Consider the following 16,303-nt stretch of genomic DNA (forward strand, 5'->3'; position numbering starts at 1 on the left):
AATAATGCAATATAAACAAATAGTAGACTAAGTCTACTATTTGTTTATATTTGTGCTGATTAATTGTGCAGAACATGCAAACAGATACGGTAATACAACAAATAAGGGCTTTTAACAGGTACTATGTCGATCTGATCGGCCTGCTTAATACCGGTGGCTATCATAGCAGCTACACGTTGGCGGAAACCAGGGTACTTTTTGAAATCGATCAGGCAACCCAAATTCAGGCGTCGCAGGTCATGCTTAAAATACAGATCGATAAGAGTTATCTCAGCCGGATTTTAAGGAGGTTAGAAAAAGATGGTTTGATAAACCGGACCCGCTCGCAGCAAGATGCCCGCGCCGTAATGTTGTCCCTAACCCAGCAAGGGAAAATCGAGATTGAAAGGATTAATCATGCCGCATCAGATCTTGTCAAGGTTCAGATTGAGAAGCTGGATGAGGACAGCTGTCAACAGCTGGTCAAGCATATGAACGCGATTAGGGAATTGTTGAATGGTGATAAATAACCGATTAGTTTACAAGCCTCAAATAAAAAATCTAAGAAGATTGATGAACAGCGTAGGTGACATTAAAATTGTAAGAGCTACCTCGAAGCAGCAGTATCATGACGGCAGGTTATTATTTGAGGAGTATGCAAAAGCCATTAATTTCGATGCTGGCTTTATAAATTTCGCTTCGGAATTAACATCCTTGGAAAGTCGCTATACAGCACCTGACGGGTGTTTGCTTATAGCTTATAAGAATGATAACGCAGTTGGTTGTATTGCTGTTCTAAAAATGCAGCAAGCAGTTGCGGAATTAAAGCGGTTTTATGTTAAGCCCGAGTTCCGACAATTCAAGATCGGAGCAAAACTTTTGGAATCAGCTATTTTAATGGCTAAGGATCTGGACTTTGCTCACCTTCGCCTGGAAGTTATTCCAAGCTTGATAAAAGCAAAAAAACTCTATGAGTCGTTTGGGTTTTACTCCATTGAACCTTATCAGAACGTTGCGCTGGAAGGTACCGCTTACATGGAAAAGGAATTGGTGGACTAGTCAGAACACGCGATTGTTTTTTACCAGATGGATCGTAGCATTGATTAAAAGGTATCTCAAAAGTGTAGGATGTAAACTAAATTACCATGAATTTTAACCATGGAAGTTAAGATAAAGGAGTACTATTAGCAGCAATCTTTAATTTGCTGATCCTGAAATCGTTCCAGTGATAATTCCTTATATTTGGAAAGTAACTCTTTCCCGATGCGACCTGTCTAATAATATTTTGTTGAGAATGAGGGGAAAAGTGACTTTGAAATCTATTTTGGAAAGCTTTAAAACCATACTCGACCGGCTTTATTATGGGTTGCCAATCAGAACGACTTAAATCGATTTTGCATTACTCCCCAAAAAACCAAAATGAAGTGAATATTTAGGAAGTAGGCATTATTTTGTAAGACACCCTATGCCCAAACATTTGAAATAAGAGTCAAAAACAACCTAAAAAATATACATTATGGCACTTATCAATCCGCACATTAACTTCAACGGCAATGCCGAAGAAGCATTCAATTTTTACAAATCAGTATTTGGCGGTGAGTTTGCAAAGATTGTTCGCCTGAGGGATTTATCAAGCCCTGAATTTCCTGTAGCAGAAAATGATGCAGATAAGATCATGCACATTGCTTTACCAATTGGCAAAAATGTTTTAATGGCCAATGACGTTCCGGAAAGTATGGGGCCGGTAAATGAAAATGAAAACAGATCTAAGATATCTGTTAGTGCAGAAAGTCGTGAAGAAGCTGACAAATTATTTAATGGACTTTCAGCAGGCGGAAATGTTGAAATGCCTATTGGCGACAGTCCCTGGGGCTCATATTTTGCAATGTTCAGAGACAAATTCGGTATTGAATGGATGATAGACTTTGACCCAAAATATAACGGGGAAGTGTAACTAATGAGAATAAAATTAATTCTAATCACGGCATTTACAATTGGCTCAATTTGTGGTTTGGTTTATTACATTCGAATGGATGGTTTTTCATTCGCGTGGGCTCTGAACTTCCTGTTGATGTTTTGTGTGCTTGCTTTTACTGAAACACTAAAAAGTCAACTTACTTCTTCGTACTACCATCAAAAGGAATGGGAGCGGAGCGGGAAAATATACGAACGTCTTGGAATAAATTTTTTCAGAAAGGTATTGGTTTGGATTGGCTGGGAAAAACTGAATAAAAAAGCTAATCCAATAGAAAAGAACACCAACGTTTTGATGAATTTACATTATCAAACAAAAAAATCTGAACTCGGTCATGTCATTATCTTGCTTATAGTACTGGGGTTTAATGTTTTCGTGGCGTTGAAATTTGGAGCTCTCAAGTCTTTGTGGCTACTGGTATTAAATATCTTACTAAACCTTTATCCAATTTTCCTTCAACGATACAATCGGCCACGAATAACAAGAGCTATAAATCTAAGTAAACGGAGATAGAGATCACTACTAACATTGGTTTGGTAATTTTGTTGTCTCAGCAAACAATGTAACGCTTAAAGTGACAGCGTGTCACTTTAAGCGTTGTCTTAAAAATGACTCGCTATCATCGATACACAAGCACAGCGTCTACTAATATTCATTTCCTGTCGAGTTGGAACTTAAAGCTCCTCTGGAATTTACTTTTGATTCTCCGTTACAGATTATTTTACAACCGTAGCTTCCAGTTCAACTTTTAAAGTTTCAAAAAGGCTATTCACCTCAAATAGAGTACTCGCTTGCTTGATACCGTGTCGGGCTATCCAATCCTGTAAAATATCAAAGCTCTCGAAAAGTTCGGCTGACGAGGTTGTGTAGATATTTAACCTTACGATATTTTTGCAGAGATAATCGGCTTCGCTGATAACCTGTTCCAGGTTTTGTATGGCCTGAATTAATTGGGTTTTCATGTCGCTGGTGCTTGACTGTCCATCGGCGTTTATTGCGGTCTGTCCCGAAACATACAAGGTGCCTTCTGCCTGTTTTACTTCGACAGCCTGCACATAACTGCGCTTATCCTGCCATTGCCAGGGATTAATAACTCGTTTTTCCATCTGCTTTGCTTTTTACTTTGCGCCATTTCAGGCTCAACTGTTAGTAGAAACTGTACGCTGCAAAGCTCCGGGTAACAGGAAGTTTTTTTGTGTGATAAATATCACAAGTACAAACCGCCTGACATCAGATTAGGAAGAAAGCCTGCTCAGAGTTTCTCGTGAAACTCCCAAATAAGAAGCAAGCAGGGTTTTGGAAACTCTTTGAAACAGCGACGGATATCGTTTGAGAAGCTGGTCATAACGTTCCTTCGCATTAGAAGTAAGGAAAGAAAGGATGCGTTGCTGCGATCCGATATGGCCTGAATTCGATTTTTTAAGAAAAAAGTGTTCCATTTTTGGAAGACCGGCACATAACTTTTGATAATTTTCCAGCGAAAGGCAGAATACATCTGTATCTTCAAGGCATTGCAACGACATTGTCGCTTTGGTTTGGGTATGAAAAGCCAAAAAATCGGTTTCCCACCAGTCCTCCATGGCAAAGGAAACAATATGCTGACTTCCAGACTCATCATCATAAACCAACTTTAACAGCCCCGAGACCACAAAGTAGCAGTGCTTGACGCTTTCACCTTTGCGAATAAGAAATTCGCGTTTTTTTGAATTTTTAATTGTGAAGTGAGCGCGTATAAACGAAAACTCTTCATCGGTGAGGGATATTATTTTTTCTATATGTTCCCTTAGTTTTTCTTGCATGTATCAGCATGTATGCGTACGAGCTCAAAGTTACTCAACCTATCCGTCCCGGATCAACACACTCCATCAATTTCACCCCCGAAATATCACCGGAATGAACGTCTACATGTGAAATACCTTTTAAATCTATAACGGATAATTTGTTTTCACCATAACAGATAAATGACACAGTCAGTTTGGGTTGTCCTTCGTTGAAAGATTTTGCACCTTTTTCCGGATAATCCGCTATGAGTTGGTTAAGCCTTTCGGGATTGTTGAATTCAAGACATTTTAGCGTAAAGCGATCATACTCGCCATCCCAGTTCAGATACAGGAGAAATGGGTAATTATCTGTTATTTTGAAATAAAAATTAAATTGCCGATTCTGTGCGTAGATGCTGGAAAGTAACAGCTCACAAGATTCAGAAAAGTAGGATTTTATCTCAATTCTTAAATAATCTATTGGATTCATTATATTTAATAATAGTTTGTTCTGAGATTTTCCTATTATAACAAATATAATTAATGAACCATTAAATTTTTATCAAATTTGTTTTTAGTCGTGGCAATTGTCGTGTGCCTTATGTTTTGGTTGTTGCGTTGTCAATAAAAAAGGCCTGCGTTTTTCGCAGACCCTTATAAAGTTTTACGGCTAAATCAATTAGTTTGACTGATCGTCGGTGGTTCCTGTCGGGCCGTTTTTCTTTACGGATTCAATCCCGTTGTCTCTTCCAGCAGTACTTTCGTACATTTCGCTGCTGCCGATGATCTGGCCATTTCCGGCCTTTAAATTGAAATAGTATTTGCCATTTTTTGAAGTGTTCTTTTCATAACGCGCGTCATCCGGCGAATTTTTCTTAACAGATTCAATGCCGTTCTCACAGGAACTTTTCGCCGCATAACCTTCGCTGGCAAGGATCACCTGGCCATTGTCTGCTTTGAGGTTAAACTGATACTCTCCATTTGCACGTTTGGTAATTACATATTTGCCCATAAAATGTGAATTGAGATGTGACAATTGATTTATTTATGGTAAATAAACGTATCCCGTTGATAAATGCAAATTATTCATTAACAATAAATTGTATAAATAAATTAAGACATTCCAATAGCGTAAAAGGAAGGTAGGAATTTGTATCCACGGGTAATATCAGGAAGTATGTGGTTCGGATAAGATCAACAAAATGTTTGTACGTTCTTAAACCGCAAAGGAGCTGTACCCGGCGTACAGCTCCTTTGTGATTGAGGATTTCCTGATGGTTTACTTCTGGTTCTCCACTGGTTCTGGTTCCAATTCGCCCAGGTCAACATTGTCGACAGCTACGGTTACGCGGGTAACTGCAAAACTGTTAGGGCCTGTTTGGATGATCGCAAACTGGCTGTAAGATGTACCTGACGAAGTATAAGGAGTTGCCTTAACCGGTGTGCCGTTAACATACAAGGTTGCGGATACTTCTGTAATCAGGCAAACGCCACGACCACTGGCAGTCCATTGGCCATGAGCGGCAACGGAATAGTTGTCATTACTGCAAAAAGCGCTGGCATAATGTACGGTGCCGGAAGCGGCATAGCCAGTAGAATTGGTGATGTGAGCAAGAGGATAAGCCATGATTTCTTTTTGTTTACGTTGATTTGTCCGCCTATGAATTAGTTTCTTAGACAAATCAAAATTAGTAGATGACATAGTCCCGGAACAGCCGTAAAACACTTGATTACAAAAACAGGTGTTTACAGGGGTGTTGGATAGTTACAAATAAAAATTAAAATCAGACAGTTTTAGAAGTGAGATTTCTTCCCTTTTACATCCAATCTTAGAAATTCATATGTAGTGCTTTGAAATCAATATTTTTTCGGATGCCCCATGCCCCACCTTTGTCATATCAATTTAAAACAAAGAAAAACAAAGGAAATCATGAGCACATTAAACGGAAAAGTAATTTTAGTAACAGGTTCATCAAGAGGAATCGGCGCGGTGATCGCACAACAACTGGCTGGTGCAGGCGCAAAAGTTATTGTTAACTATGCCGGCGGAAAAGAACCAGCCGAGGCAGTTGTCAGCCAGATCATCCTGAACGGCGGAGATGCGATCGCTTTACAGGCTGATGTAAGCAAATCCGACGAAGTGAAAAATCTTTTCGACGCGGCGATTGCGCATTATGGTAAAATTGATGTGCTGGTGAATAATGCCGGGATCATGATCACCAAACTGATTAAAGATACTACCGACGAAGACTTCACCCGTCAGTTTGATATCAATGTAAGAGGGACGTTCAATACGATGCGTGAGGCCGCGACCCGTTTGGCCGACAAAGGAAGCATCATTAATTTTTCTACTTCGGTTAACCGGATTATGCTTCCGACTTATGGCACTTATGTAGCGACCAAAGCAGCCGTCGAACAGTTGACCCGGGTGTTTTCAAAAGAAGTGGGCGCCAGAGGTATCAATGTCAATTCCGTTTCACCCGGACCAACCAATACCGAACTTTTTACAAAAGGAAAACCGCAGGAGGTTATCGACCGTCTGGCTTCCTTATCAGCCTTCAACCGTATCGGCGAGCCCGAAGATATTGCTCAAATCGTGGTATTCCTTGCCAGTGACGCAGCCAAATGGATTTCAGCACAAAATATCGGCGCCAATGGCGGGATGGCATAAGTGCTTTCAAATACCAATTTTATCTAAAAAAACGATCATCAATCATTCCTTCAGTATTTAAAAAATTATTTCAATCATGAATTCATTACACAACAAAGTCGCAATCATTACAGGATCAGCAAGAGGATTAGGCAAAGCAATCGCCGAACGTTATGCCGCATTGGGCGCTGATATTGTCATCAATTATTCAAGAGATAAGGCTTCGGCAGATGAAGTCGTGAGTAACATCAAGGCCATGGGAGTAAAAGTGATCGCGATTCAGGCCGACGTAAGCAAGGTGGCTGACCTGGAAAGGCTGTTTTCAGAAGCCAAAGCTGCTTTTGGTAAAATCGATATTGTGGTTGCCAATGCAGGTATTGAACTGGTTGAAACGCCTGTTACAGAATTTACCGAGGAACAATTTGACCGGGTATTTTCCATCAATACCAAAGGAACCTACTTCACGATGCAGCAGGCCGCCAAACATATTACGGACAATGGCCGTATTATTTACATTGCGTCCAGCACGACCTCTTATCCGGTTCCGGGTATGGCAGTATATGGCGGAAGCAAAACCACGCCGAGATATCTGGTTGATATTTTATCAAAAGAAATCGGGTGCAGAGGTGTCACTGTAAATTCGATCATTCCTTTTGCCGTGGATCATTCCGGGATTTTTGCAGAAGCGGACAGTTATCCCGAACTGAGAAAACAATTGCTTGACAGCTGCCCGATGGGTCGGTTAGCCGAAGTGGAGGATGTTGCCAACGCCGCAGAATTCTTCGCCAGCGAGCTCTCATCCTTCGTCTCCGGTCAGCATTTGCTGGTGAATGGAGGGGCTACGAATTAATTGTTGGCGATTGACCATGATCGGATGACCGTTGAGGATGATTATAGATGTAGGGGTTGACGATTGAGCGTTGATGATTGATTTGTGGCCTTAAACTACGGTCTGTCGATCATTAACCATTAATCACTAACAATTAACCATTATTCCTCATATCATACCGATCCAGTCCTTTTCCGTAATAATCCTTGGTGATGGCGGTGACTTTGAAACCCATTTTCTCGAAAAAAGCGTAAGAATGCTGGCTTGTATCGAGCAAAATTTCGGCTCCGGGATTTAATGATCTTATCATCTCAATTCTGAATGTCAGCAGTTTTTTGCCAAAACCTTTTCGATGATGCACCTGAGAAACCATTCCCCAAATCATTCCCGCCTGATTTTTTTGTTGATCCAGATAAAAACCGCCGCAGCCGATTACTACACCAGACAGTTCTATTACATAATAGTGAATGATATTGTCGTCAGATTTTTCCCTGGTTATTTCCTTATCCAGCCAGGTTTCAAATTGTGGTAACTCCTCTGCATCAAAAAACAGAGGCATGTTGGTCCTGAAAATTTCAAGGCAACGATCACGGTCTCTTGGTGTGTAATCTCTTATCAGCATCATTTTTGTTTCAGAATGAATGAAGATCCCTGAATTCTTGCTGTTTCATTTGTTGATCTTAAAAATCAGGATTTTGAGATAGAGGGATAAGACCATCAGCTGTTGCCGCATCGGGGAGTTTAAAGAAGTCAAGTTTTCAAAACTTGACTTCTTTTTGCGCTTTCCACCATCGTTTCTCCGCTGCTTGTTTTCAGGAAATGATGTTTGTTGAACAAGATAATGGCAGCAAGAATAACCCCGTAAGCCACCAGCTGCAAAGCAGTGATTTCTTCCTTAAAATAAAACACGGCGATCATAAAGCCAATCAGCGGATTTATATAAAGCAAAATTCCCATTGTAGAAGAATTGACACCTTGCAGTGCGTACAGATTCATGAACAAAGGCATGATCGTAAATATGACCGCTATAACGGTAATAATCATGTAAAATGAATATTCAGCGGGCACAGCAGTACTGTATGCAGGGTAAAATGGCAGCAGGATTGCGGACGAAAACAAAATCTGTAAAGTAAGCAGAATGAACTTGTCAAAACCGAAGTTTTTCCTTTGAATGACCAGATACAATGCGTACGATGAGGCGATGATCAGGCTATACAAAAGGTCGGCAACGTGATTGATGGATAACAGCATACAGCTGAATGCACTCAAAGCAACGGCGATCCATTGCCAGCGGTTAAGTTTTTCCTGTAAGATAAAGTAAGCCAGGACAGTCGTCAGGATTGGGCATACCAGATAGGCGAGTGCGCCGGCTTTTACGCTGATATGGTTGACGGCGTATATAAAAAAGAACCAGTTGGCGGTCAGTAAAAGCCCGCCCGCTAAGGTCTGAAGAATAGCTTGTTTCTTTTGCCTGGACGACAGTGATTTAAAGATTTTGATATTCTTTTTCAAAACTTTTGTCCTGAAAACAAGCCCGATAACCAGCATGAAAACAGCACAGAAAAAAACTCTGTAAAACAGGATGTCCAAAGAAGGATAATGGTGAAGCGCTTTTAAAGCCAGACTGAAAAATCCCCAGATTGCAAAAGACGAAAGAGCTGAGATGTAGTACTTTGACAAATTCATTACCGTTAATTCAGGATGCGTAGCAATGCAAATAAAAGGGACTAGCCCGGAAATAAGTTCCTGTAAATCTTGTTCTTCTGCTTTGCTGCCACAGCTTTTGCGGAAAATTGCGTTAAATCCGTCAAATCGTGTTTACGAATTTCCCCATCTTTCTCCAGGCTTTTGCAAACGGGAATGTGCTGATAAATGCTTAACTTGTTAATATATAATAATTTATAGTTCTATGTTTTCGTTTGAGTGACGTAGCACGGGAATTTTATATTGATCAGCGATACCATCTTACATTTTCAGCATGCAACAACTATCAGGTATGTCCCGATTTAAATACATTTCCTTTGCCATTCTTTTTTCGTGCGTTATTCTGCAATCGTGTAAGAAAGATGCTGAAAAGATGACAAGAGAGGAACTTGCCCAGGAACTCGGCAAGGAAAAATATTACAGCAAATTGCTGTCTTATGCAGAAAACGCCGGGGTGGAAACCGACAAGTTTACGGTAGGGGAAGCATCCCGTGTTTTTGCATTATTGGAGGAAACCGGTTACGGACATCAGCCTTCGATCCGTTATGTCAATAAAAAAATTAAAGCGGATACGGCAATACTGAGAAAAGCTGCCGAAGATCTTGTGAAAGGTGAGGATGTGGATAAAGTCCTGGACAATCTGGAACCGGAATATCCTGTTTACAAAAACCTCAAAAAGCATTACGCAAGGTTAATCAAGGAAAATAAGAAAGATAGTGCGGCTGTCGTGGCTGAATCGCTGAATGCATACCGCTGGATTCGCCGTCAGGCTAATGGAGCACCGCGGGTGGTTATGGTCAACATTCGTGGCGCGTATCTCACGGGTATGGATGCCAGTGGGAAGGATATCATCACCATGCGGACGGTTGCCGGAAAGCGGGAAACTCCCACGCCCACCATTGATACTTATGCGACGAGTATTGTGACCAACCCGTACTGGAATGTTCCCAAAAGTATTGCAATCAAGGAAATTTTTCCAAAGGCTTCGAAAGACGCCTCATATCTTTCGAGAAATAAAATAGAAATAATTAACGGAAAAGGAGAGGCCCTGAATCCTGAGGATATTGACTGGGAGTCGATGGCGGCTGATAAATTTCCGTATCGTTTTCGTCAGGAAACCGGTGAGGATAATTCCTTGGGACTCTTGAAAGTGGAGATCAAAAATCCGCTTGCCATTTATCTGCATGACACCAATGCACGCTATCTGTTCGCGAGCAATCAGCGATGGAGAAGCCACGGTTGTGTTAGGGTTCAGCATCCGACGGAGCTTGCCAACTTCATGGCCGGTGAAAAATTGTTGGAAAACGACTCTCTGGCTGAGCCGGATACCGTTTCACTGCCACCTAAGTGGCACAAATTGAAAAAAAGAATTCCTGTATTTCTTCTGTATCTCGGTGCTGACTGCAACGAAAAAGGTGATCTGCTTTATTTTGCAGATGTGTACAAAAGAGATGCACCAAGATCCTGACCTTTCTCTTTGATCAGATTGAGACCGGCCAATAACGATGATTTTTTGAAGTAAGTCTGGTTTTGCGAATAGATAAAAAGTCCTGCTCCGTTGTATAAAAGCTCGATCAGTTTTTTGTGATCAGCGATAGAAACAGCGGGGCAGCCCTGACTTCTTCCCAACCGGCCGGTGTTTTTGATAAACTTTTCGCTTACATAATCAGCTCCGTGCATCACGATAGCACGTTCGAAAGCGCGGTCGTTGATACCTTTTTCAACTCCTTCAAGTCGTAGTGACAGACCGTGTTTCCCCTGATAGGTACCAAGTGTTTTGTAAAAACCAAGACTGGATTGGTAAGAGGAATTATCGTTGGAAAAGTTTTTGGCAAATTCCTCGCCCGAGTTCCGACCATGTGCCACGAAAGTATTCAGCAATAATTTCTTTTGAATAAAATCGATTACATACAACCGTTTTCTGGTGGACGACTGGCTGAAATCGGCAATCGCCATAATGTGTTTGCCCAGGTTCATTTTATGAAAGCCATACCAGGCATATTGGAAAGCAGCTTCCGATAGTCCCCGCTCTTTCAGATTAAGAGAATCGTAGAGAGTGACCCATTCCGGTGTGGATACAGAGTCGTGAGCGACCGTTAAAGTGTCATTAGATACCTGCTGCTGAGAAACTAAAAGTGGATTTATTTTTTGAAAACCAAAGGAAACGCTAAGCGCAACAACCATTACCAATACTACTACCTGTGCTTTTGTCATCTCGAATACTTAAAGTTTTTTAAAATAAGATTCAGTAAGGAGGACCGTGGGAAACGATTAATAAAACGTCGAAAAAAGGAAAAACTTGTTTTTGTACAATCTTTATACTTCTAGCCACGAGTCTTTTTAACACGGCATGAACTAAAAATGGTTCCGGTAGCTATTTTTAAAGAATTGAAAATCCGCTAATTAAGCGTCTGAGGGCGATTTTTTATTGGCAAAAAAAAGGTAAATTTGGAAGAGCTGAAAGTCGGATAAAAAAATTTTCAGGGGGTTGCAATCTATTTAGCATTTTCAAACGTACATATTCATTAACTACTTTGTTAATGGTTAAAGTTAATGAAGGTATTTAAATTTTGTCAACTTTTTAAAACGGATATTTACTAGCTGTCCGTTCGTAAATCATTATGAATAAGTGGAAAATATTAATTGTTGACAGCAGCACGATTGTTAGAATTGGTTTAAATCAGGTGGTATCCGGGAATTTTGATTGTGAAGTTTTATCCGAAGAAACCACCTCGGGCCGGGTGGTAAAGCATTTAAGAAACGGGATAAAGTTTGATCTGATCATCATTGGAAATATCGCAGAGGACGTTGAAGAATTCATCAATGAAATCCGACGGTTCACCAGCGAAACCAGGATCTTGATTTTTGCTAAAAATCTGCATTATCCCCACGCAATGAGTTTTTTAATTGCCGGAGCCAACGGGTTTCTTACCCAGATCGCCCCAAGTAATGAAATCATTCAGGCCATAGGGAAAGTGCTTAAGCAGGACCGCTATCTGTGCATGGAATTACTCGAAGCGATGGCGCAGGAAACTTTTCTGAACAACGTTCACAGAAGAAAAAACCCATCCGCGAAGAGCAGGGATATTCCCCAGAATTCTTTCAATGACAAGCTCTCCAAGCGTCAGAAAGAGATTGTTGACTATCTGATCAAAGGTGAATCCGTATCCTCTATCGCCAATCACCTGGATATTAAAGTTTCAACCGTAGCAACGCATAAGTCAATTCTTTTTGAGAAACTTGGCGTAAAAAATGTTCTCGAATTAGTTGAAGTTTATTACGGGGAAATGGTTGTTTAGCCCCGCTGACCTGTTCCGCACTTACACACTCTTTTCATTTCTTTTATCGTGGCATGATATTGCTAGCTGTTTCAACTGAGACTTTCAGCTAACTTATAATCAATGCTAAATGGAAAACGCAGTTACGCCTACTAAAAAGAAGTGGTACAAATGGAGATTTATTGGCCTGGCTATTATTGCGCTGGCTCTTTTCGTTAAATTATTCCTCTTAAAAGACCCGGAAGATACTGCACTGGCCCCGGTTGTAGCGTTGGATCTCAGCAAGGTCGCTTTCAAAAGTGAGCAGGAGGTTGAGGCAGTACTTGGAAAAGGAAGTCTTGTCAGTTATTGGCAGGATGCAGATACCGGCTGCGATAAATGCCCGAAAATCACTTACCGGGAAGGCAAAGTTGAGATCATTTACATCAATGAAATTGCCGACCGGATTACCATCAATAACCTTTCTGAATTCCCTTTCAATAATCATGTCATACTTGGCTTGCTGGACCTGAAAAGAGATATCGAACCGGCATTTGAAAGTGACGAATTGAAAAGGTGGGACAATTATGAAAAATACACGCAGATAGCGGCTTTCGCCAAAAAAGGCAAGCTGGAATATATTATGATAAAAAGTAAGTCGAAATAACGGAGAGGTCCGGTACGCGGCAGTGTGCCGGACCTCTCCGTTATTTTATTTTTATGTCAAATTTTGAGACATTCACCGAACCTGGGACAATTGCTGTTACTTTTGTAATTCAATCCGATCGTTTCAGTTATGTTTTCTTCAAAAATTTACAGATACGTTACGCATAGCCTTCTTGCAGGTTCTGCCTTATTGTTATCCTGTAATCGTCATTTCTCTGTTTCGGGGAACCAGTATAAGGAGTATTCGATAGACCAGCAAACCGATGTCGACTCGTCTCTGATCAAATATTACCTGCCTTACAAAAAACAGGTTGAGGCCGAAATGAGCCGTGTTATTGGCCGCAGTGATGTAGCGCTTACCAAACCGTCGGAGCCTGAAACGTTGATGGGTGACTTTTTTTCAGACGCGATTTTGACTGAGGGGTTGAAAAAAGATCCCGGTATTCAGTTTACGCTTGCAACAAAAGGTGGTTTAAGGACTACTTTTCCCAAAGGTGATCTTACCGTTTCTCACGCTTTTGAGCTGATGCCGTTTGAAAATGAACTGGTCGTGCTGACGCTTACCGGTGCAAATACGCAAAAGGTCATTGATTTCATCGCCCGTTCAGAAGGGCAGCCAACGGCGGGTATCACCATGAAAATAAAAAATAAAAAGGCTTATGACGTGGTTATTGGCGGCAAACCTTTTGATATCAACCAGCATTATAAATTGCTGACCTACGATTATCTGGCCAATGGGGGCGATAATCTGGATTGTCTGAGCAATCCGGTTGAAAGTAAAGTGATTGATAAAAAAGTGCGTGATGCCGTGATTGACTACATCAGCGATCTGACCCGCGCAGGAAAAACCATAAATACGAAATTAGATGGAAGAATTATTGTTGTCAACGACTAATCGCCGGGACTTCCTGAAAAGCGGCAGTGCGGCTGCTGCTTTCTTTGCATTAAGCCCGTTTGCTGCTTTTGCTAAGGACGAAACGGTACAGCTTACCATTTTACATACCAATGACGTTCATAGCCGCATCGAACCTTTTCCTATGGATGGTTCCAGAAATCAGGGCCTGGGTGGTGTGGCCAGAAGGGCAGCGCTTGTGAAAAAAATCCGGGCCGAACAAAAAAATGTGCTTTTGCTGGACGCAGGGGATATATTTCAGGGAACACCATACTTCAATATGTTTGGCGGTGAGCTGGAAATGAAGCTGATGAGCGATATGGGTTACGACGCCGCAACCCTGGGAAATCATGATTTTGATAATGGTATTGCCGGTTTTGTAAAACAAATGCCGCACGCGAAATTTCCGTTTCTTGTCAGTAACTATGATTTCAATAACACGGAACTTAAAGGCAGAACACAGCCCTATAAGATCTTTAAAAAGCAGGGCTTGAAAATTGGTGTATTTGGGATTGGGATTGAGCTCGCCGGTTTGGTGGATAAAAAAAATTACGGGGATATTGTTTATCAGGATCCGATAGCAAAAGCCAATGAAACGGCAGCAATTCTTAAAAATGATCACCATTGTGACCTGGTTATTTGCCTTTCACATCTGGGATATAAATACAAGGAGGAAAAGGTATCCGACCAGATTCTGGCGAAATCAACGCGGAATATTGATCTGATTATCGGTGGGCATACGCATACCTTCATGAAGGCGCCGGAAGACATAAAAAATCTTGACGGGAAAATTACAACGGTCAATCAGGTTGGTTTTGCCGGCATTAACCTGGGGAGACTGGATTATTTCTTCCAAAAAGGAACAGGGAAACGCCTGATGACGGCTGCTGTTTGTCCTGTACATGAGTACGGGTTGGTGTAATACGCTGCCATTCAGGTAGGCTGAAAAATATAAAAGGGACTTGCTGATAACAGTGAAGTCCCTTTTTCTGCTTTGTACAAATCGAAAAAACTATTCGACCCGACTGATCTGCATCTCAGGTATAACCGATGTGAAGTTTGAAATGTCTCCGATCAGCGTTGCGCCTTCGGCAGCCAGCCCATCCTGCAACGATTGAAGGTCAGGGAAAAAGATCCCGCAAATAACCGCATAAGGTGGCTCCGATCCGGGAGCCGGTCCGGAAATCCCTATTTCCACATCTACTTTAACCAATCCGAAGGGACCCAGTAATTCTTTCAGCAGGGGTGTATGCACTTCAAGGTAATAGGCGACGTTAAAGTCGTCTTCGGCGGTACGCGGATAAATAACAGTTACTTTGAACATAGGGCAGGTTGTTTAAAGTGTGATAAGTATTTACTTTGAAGGTAATCAATAAAAGCTGTTTTCAAATTTTAAAAAACGAATGCCATGTCTGTTCGGTTCGGCGTTGATATTTTCCTTGAAAAAGTTTCTGCGTATAGTGGTATTCGGTTTGGTTTTGTAACCAATCATGCTGCAACGACTTCATTTTACCAACCTTCAAGAGCGGCTTTGCTGGCGGCTGGATTTAAAATTTTCAGATTATTCTCGCCGGAACACGGCCTGGATACGATTGGTGAAGATGGGAAACTGATGAGTAATGGTATCGACGAATTCACCGGTTTGCCAGTCATCAGCTTGTATGGTGATAAGTTAGGGCCTGCTTTGGATGATATTGGAGATCTGGACGCGATTTTGCTGGATTTACCTGATATCGGCAGCCGGTTTTATACTTATCTGTGGACGTTGACTTATGTGATGGAGTCGTGTAGTCAACATCGCAAGCCGCTTATTATTCTTGACAGGCCGAATCCTATTTCGGGAAACCTGAGACTGGCGGAGGGACCGATGCTCGATGAAACGTCGTGTAGTTCTTTCATTGGAAGGTGGAATATGCCGTTGCGCCATTCCTGTACTTTGGGAGAACTGGCCACTTATTGGAAGTCGGAAAGGTTTCCTCACTTACAGCTTGAAGTTATCCGGAGTGAAGGATGGCATCGTTTATCTTTTCAACAAGACTGGCAGCAATCATTTATCCCTGCTTCACCGGCCATGACAAGTCTGGAGGCTGCTTTACTTTATCCCGGTTTGGGTTTATTGGAAGCCACCAATCTGAGCGAAGGCCGGGGCACTGCTGCGCCTTTCAAAATTGCAGGCGCACCGTGGATGAAAACAAAGTTGTTGGTTGAATGTTTCAACCAGTTAGCGTTGCCAGGATTAGTTTTACGGAGTATAACGTTTACACCAGCAGGAGGAAAATACAGAGATGAACTTTGTCATGGCGTAATGTTTCATGTAACAGACCGGGAAATTTTCAGACCCGTTTTGGCAGCATTGCTGTTCATAAAAATGGTGAAAGATATGCATCCTGATCATTTTCAGTGGGCTCCATATCCGACACACGTAAATCCGACGGGCGAAAACCATCTGGATTTATTAACCGGTATTCCGAAAGCGACATTATTATTTGAAAAATCCTGGGAGGTATTTAACGAAATTATCCCGCCGCTCCTTTCCGTGGAAGAATGGCACGACAGGATAAAGCCGTATCTTTTATATTGAAAAATAACAG

At 41.6% G+C, this 16,303-nt stretch carries 21 protein-coding genes; 12 read left to right on the forward strand and 9 right to left on the reverse strand.

Going from position 1 to position 16,303, the window contains the following annotated elements; genetic code table 11:
* Positions 1–74: 74 nt before the first annotated feature.
* The 4 genes from M1L62_RS22220 to M1L62_RS22235 all read left to right on the forward strand — a co-directional run bounded on the left by M1L62_RS22220 (position 75) and on the right by M1L62_RS22235 (position 2,467).
* Entirely contained in the window at positions 75–509 is a 435-nt protein-coding gene (locus M1L62_RS22220; protein WP_254561825.1) for a MarR family winged helix-turn-helix transcriptional regulator, read from the forward strand.
* Between the two features lie 43 nt (positions 510–552).
* Entirely contained in the window at positions 553–1,038 is a 486-nt protein-coding gene (locus M1L62_RS22225) for a GNAT family N-acetyltransferase (protein WP_254561826.1), read from the forward strand.
* Between the two features lie 457 nt (positions 1,039–1,495).
* Positions 1,496–1,933, forward strand: a complete 438-nt coding sequence (locus M1L62_RS22230; RefSeq protein WP_254561827.1) for a VOC family protein — start codon at positions 1,496–1,498, stop codon at positions 1,931–1,933.
* A gap of 117 nt (positions 1,934–2,050) precedes the next feature.
* Positions 2,051–2,467 carry a glycosyl-4,4'-diaponeurosporenoate acyltransferase CrtO family protein gene (locus M1L62_RS22235; RefSeq protein WP_254562016.1) on the forward strand — a complete coding sequence of 139 codons (417 nt, stop codon included), beginning with the start codon at positions 2,051–2,053 and terminating at the stop codon, positions 2,465–2,467.
* Positions 2,468–2,670: 203 nt separating this feature from the next.
* Here the strand turns inward: M1L62_RS22235 and M1L62_RS22240 are convergent, their stop codons facing one another.
* The 5 genes from M1L62_RS22240 to M1L62_RS22260 form a co-directional block, all read right to left on the reverse strand.
* A complete protein-coding gene (locus M1L62_RS22240) occupies positions 2,671–3,060 on the reverse strand; it encodes a RidA family protein (RefSeq protein WP_254561828.1) in 390 nt (129 codons plus the stop codon).
* Positions 3,061–3,189: 129 nt separating this feature from the next.
* The gene (locus M1L62_RS22245) at positions 3,190–3,753 is read right to left on the reverse strand and encodes a Crp/Fnr family transcriptional regulator (protein WP_254561829.1); all 564 of its coding nucleotides are present in this window, start codon (positions 3,751–3,753) and stop codon (positions 3,190–3,192) included.
* A gap of 34 nt (positions 3,754–3,787) precedes the next feature.
* On the reverse strand, positions 3,788–4,204 hold the full coding sequence (locus M1L62_RS22250) for a hypothetical protein (RefSeq protein ID WP_254561830.1): 417 nt from the start codon (positions 4,202–4,204) through the stop codon (positions 3,788–3,790).
* 189 nt (positions 4,205–4,393) lie between these two features.
* Positions 4,394–4,726, reverse strand: coding sequence for a YegP family protein (locus tag M1L62_RS22255; protein WP_254561831.1), 333 nt, complete (start codon positions 4,724–4,726; stop codon positions 4,394–4,396).
* A gap of 267 nt (positions 4,727–4,993) precedes the next feature.
* Positions 4,994–5,341 carry a hypothetical protein gene (locus M1L62_RS22260; RefSeq protein WP_254561832.1) on the reverse strand — a complete coding sequence of 116 codons (348 nt, stop codon included), beginning with the start codon at positions 5,339–5,341 and terminating at the stop codon, positions 4,994–4,996.
* 303 nt (positions 5,342–5,644) lie between these two features.
* Between M1L62_RS22260 and M1L62_RS22265 the strand changes: the two genes are divergently transcribed.
* Positions 5,645–6,385: an SDR family oxidoreductase gene (locus M1L62_RS22265; protein WP_254561833.1), complete on the forward strand. Its 741-nt coding sequence runs from the start codon at positions 5,645–5,647 to the stop codon at positions 6,383–6,385.
* Between the two features lie 76 nt (positions 6,386–6,461).
* Positions 6,462–7,214: an SDR family NAD(P)-dependent oxidoreductase gene (locus M1L62_RS22270; RefSeq protein WP_254561834.1), complete on the forward strand. Its 753-nt coding sequence runs from the start codon at positions 6,462–6,464 to the stop codon at positions 7,212–7,214.
* Positions 7,215–7,347: 133 nt separating this feature from the next.
* On the opposite strand, the gene M1L62_RS22275 is transcribed toward M1L62_RS22270, so the two are convergent.
* Together M1L62_RS22275 and M1L62_RS22280 are read right to left on the reverse strand one after the other, a co-directional pair.
* Positions 7,348–7,818, reverse strand: coding sequence for a GNAT family N-acetyltransferase (locus M1L62_RS22275; RefSeq protein ID WP_254561835.1), 471 nt, complete (start codon positions 7,816–7,818; stop codon positions 7,348–7,350).
* A gap of 125 nt (positions 7,819–7,943) precedes the next feature.
* Complete coding sequence (locus M1L62_RS22280; RefSeq protein WP_254561836.1) at positions 7,944–8,879, reverse strand: EamA family transporter; 936 nt, start codon at positions 8,877–8,879, stop codon at positions 7,944–7,946.
* 310 nt (positions 8,880–9,189) lie between these two features.
* Between M1L62_RS22280 and M1L62_RS22285 the strand changes: the two genes are divergently transcribed.
* On the forward strand, positions 9,190–10,365 hold the full coding sequence (locus M1L62_RS22285; RefSeq protein WP_254561837.1) for a L,D-transpeptidase family protein: 1,176 nt from the start codon (positions 9,190–9,192) through the stop codon (positions 10,363–10,365).
* On the opposite strand, the gene M1L62_RS22290 is transcribed toward M1L62_RS22285, so the two are convergent.
* Entirely contained in the window at positions 10,323–11,111 is a 789-nt protein-coding gene (locus M1L62_RS22290; protein WP_254561838.1) for a murein L,D-transpeptidase catalytic domain family protein, read from the reverse strand. The two genes, M1L62_RS22285 and M1L62_RS22290, sit on opposite strands and share 43 nt — an antisense overlap.
* 407 nt (positions 11,112–11,518) lie before the next feature.
* Here M1L62_RS22290 and M1L62_RS22295 point away from each other — a divergent pair, with 407 nt between their 5' ends.
* The 4 genes from M1L62_RS22295 to M1L62_RS22310 all read left to right on the forward strand — a co-directional run bounded on the left by M1L62_RS22295 (position 11,519) and on the right by M1L62_RS22310 (position 14,634).
* On the forward strand, positions 11,519–12,196 hold the full coding sequence (locus tag M1L62_RS22295) for a LuxR C-terminal-related transcriptional regulator (protein ID WP_254561839.1): 678 nt from the start codon (positions 11,519–11,521) through the stop codon (positions 12,194–12,196).
* Between the two features lie 109 nt (positions 12,197–12,305).
* The gene (locus M1L62_RS22300; protein WP_254561840.1) at positions 12,306–12,821 is read left to right on the forward strand and encodes a hypothetical protein; all 516 of its coding nucleotides are present in this window, start codon (positions 12,306–12,308) and stop codon (positions 12,819–12,821) included.
* A gap of 129 nt (positions 12,822–12,950) precedes the next feature.
* Positions 12,951–13,715 (forward strand): 5'-nucleotidase C-terminal domain-containing protein, encoded by a 765-nt coding sequence (locus M1L62_RS22305; protein ID WP_254561841.1) that lies wholly within the window; start codon positions 12,951–12,953, stop codon positions 13,713–13,715.
* The gene (locus M1L62_RS22310; protein WP_254561842.1) at positions 13,687–14,634 is read left to right on the forward strand and encodes a bifunctional metallophosphatase/5'-nucleotidase; all 948 of its coding nucleotides are present in this window, start codon (positions 13,687–13,689) and stop codon (positions 14,632–14,634) included. Before M1L62_RS22305 ends, M1L62_RS22310 begins: the two co-directional genes overlap by 29 nt.
* 90 nt (positions 14,635–14,724) lie before the next feature.
* Here the strand turns inward: M1L62_RS22310 and M1L62_RS22315 are convergent, their stop codons facing one another.
* Positions 14,725–15,036, reverse strand: a complete 312-nt coding sequence (locus M1L62_RS22315) for an EthD family reductase (protein WP_254561843.1) — start codon at positions 15,034–15,036, stop codon at positions 14,725–14,727.
* 84 nt (positions 15,037–15,120) lie between these two features.
* On the opposite strand from M1L62_RS22315, the gene M1L62_RS22320 reads away from it, so the two are divergent.
* Positions 15,121–16,293, forward strand: coding sequence for an exo-beta-N-acetylmuramidase NamZ family protein (locus tag M1L62_RS22320; RefSeq protein WP_254561844.1), 1,173 nt, complete (start codon positions 15,121–15,123; stop codon positions 16,291–16,293).
* The last annotated feature ends 10 nt before the right edge of the window (positions 16,294–16,303 follow it).

The organism is Dyadobacter diqingensis, assembly GCF_024220585.1.
Lineage (GTDB): Bacteria > Bacteroidota > Bacteroidia > Cytophagales > Spirosomataceae > Dyadobacter > Dyadobacter diqingensis.

Excerpts from the sequence above, each read along its gene's own strand:
- M1L62_RS22310 (WP_254561842.1), top strand. The coding sequence starts at position 13,687 with ATGGAAGAATTATTGTTGTCAACGACTAATCGCCGGGACTTCCTGAAA.
- M1L62_RS22235 (WP_254562016.1), top strand. The coding sequence starts at position 2,051 with ATGTTTTGTGTGCTTGCTTTTACTGAAACACTAAAAAGTCAACTTACT.
- M1L62_RS22280 (WP_254561836.1), bottom strand. The coding sequence starts at position 8,879 with ATGAATTTGTCAAAGTACTACATCTCAGCTCTTTCGTCTTTTGCAATC.
- M1L62_RS22270 (WP_254561834.1), top strand. The coding sequence starts at position 6,462 with ATGAATTCATTACACAACAAAGTCGCAATCATTACAGGATCAGCAAGA.
- M1L62_RS22285 (WP_254561837.1), top strand. The coding sequence starts at position 9,190 with ATGTCCCGATTTAAATACATTTCCTTTGCCATTCTTTTTTCGTGCGTT.
- M1L62_RS22305 (WP_254561841.1), top strand. The coding sequence starts at position 12,951 with ATGTTTTCTTCAAAAATTTACAGATACGTTACGCATAGCCTTCTTGCA.
- M1L62_RS22260 (WP_254561832.1), bottom strand. The coding sequence starts at position 5,341 with ATGGCTTATCCTCTTGCTCACATCACCAATTCTACTGGCTATGCCGCT.
- M1L62_RS22245 (WP_254561829.1), bottom strand. The coding sequence starts at position 3,753 with ATGCAAGAAAAACTAAGGGAACATATAGAAAAAATAATATCCCTCACC.
- M1L62_RS22315 (WP_254561843.1), bottom strand. The coding sequence starts at position 15,036 with ATGTTCAAAGTAACTGTTATTTATCCGCGTACCGCCGAAGACGACTTT.
- M1L62_RS22295 (WP_254561839.1), top strand. The coding sequence starts at position 11,519 with ATGAATAAGTGGAAAATATTAATTGTTGACAGCAGCACGATTGTTAGA.
- M1L62_RS22240 (WP_254561828.1), bottom strand. The coding sequence starts at position 3,060 with ATGGAAAAACGAGTTATTAATCCCTGGCAATGGCAGGATAAGCGCAGT.
- M1L62_RS22225 (WP_254561826.1), top strand. The coding sequence starts at position 553 with ATGAACAGCGTAGGTGACATTAAAATTGTAAGAGCTACCTCGAAGCAG.
- M1L62_RS22300 (WP_254561840.1), top strand. The coding sequence starts at position 12,306 with ATGGAAAACGCAGTTACGCCTACTAAAAAGAAGTGGTACAAATGGAGA.
- M1L62_RS22230 (WP_254561827.1), top strand. The coding sequence starts at position 1,496 with ATGGCACTTATCAATCCGCACATTAACTTCAACGGCAATGCCGAAGAA.
- M1L62_RS22275 (WP_254561835.1), bottom strand. The coding sequence starts at position 7,818 with ATGATGCTGATAAGAGATTACACACCAAGAGACCGTGATCGTTGCCTT.
- M1L62_RS22320 (WP_254561844.1), top strand. The coding sequence starts at position 15,121 with ATGTCTGTTCGGTTCGGCGTTGATATTTTCCTTGAAAAAGTTTCTGCG.
- M1L62_RS22265 (WP_254561833.1), top strand. The coding sequence starts at position 5,645 with ATGAGCACATTAAACGGAAAAGTAATTTTAGTAACAGGTTCATCAAGA.
- M1L62_RS22250 (WP_254561830.1), bottom strand. The coding sequence starts at position 4,204 with ATGAATCCAATAGATTATTTAAGAATTGAGATAAAATCCTACTTTTCT.
- M1L62_RS22255 (WP_254561831.1), bottom strand. The coding sequence starts at position 4,726 with ATGGGCAAATATGTAATTACCAAACGTGCAAATGGAGAGTATCAGTTT.
- M1L62_RS22290 (WP_254561838.1), bottom strand. The coding sequence starts at position 11,111 with ATGACAAAAGCACAGGTAGTAGTATTGGTAATGGTTGTTGCGCTTAGC.
- M1L62_RS22220 (WP_254561825.1), top strand. The coding sequence starts at position 75 with ATGCAAACAGATACGGTAATACAACAAATAAGGGCTTTTAACAGGTAC.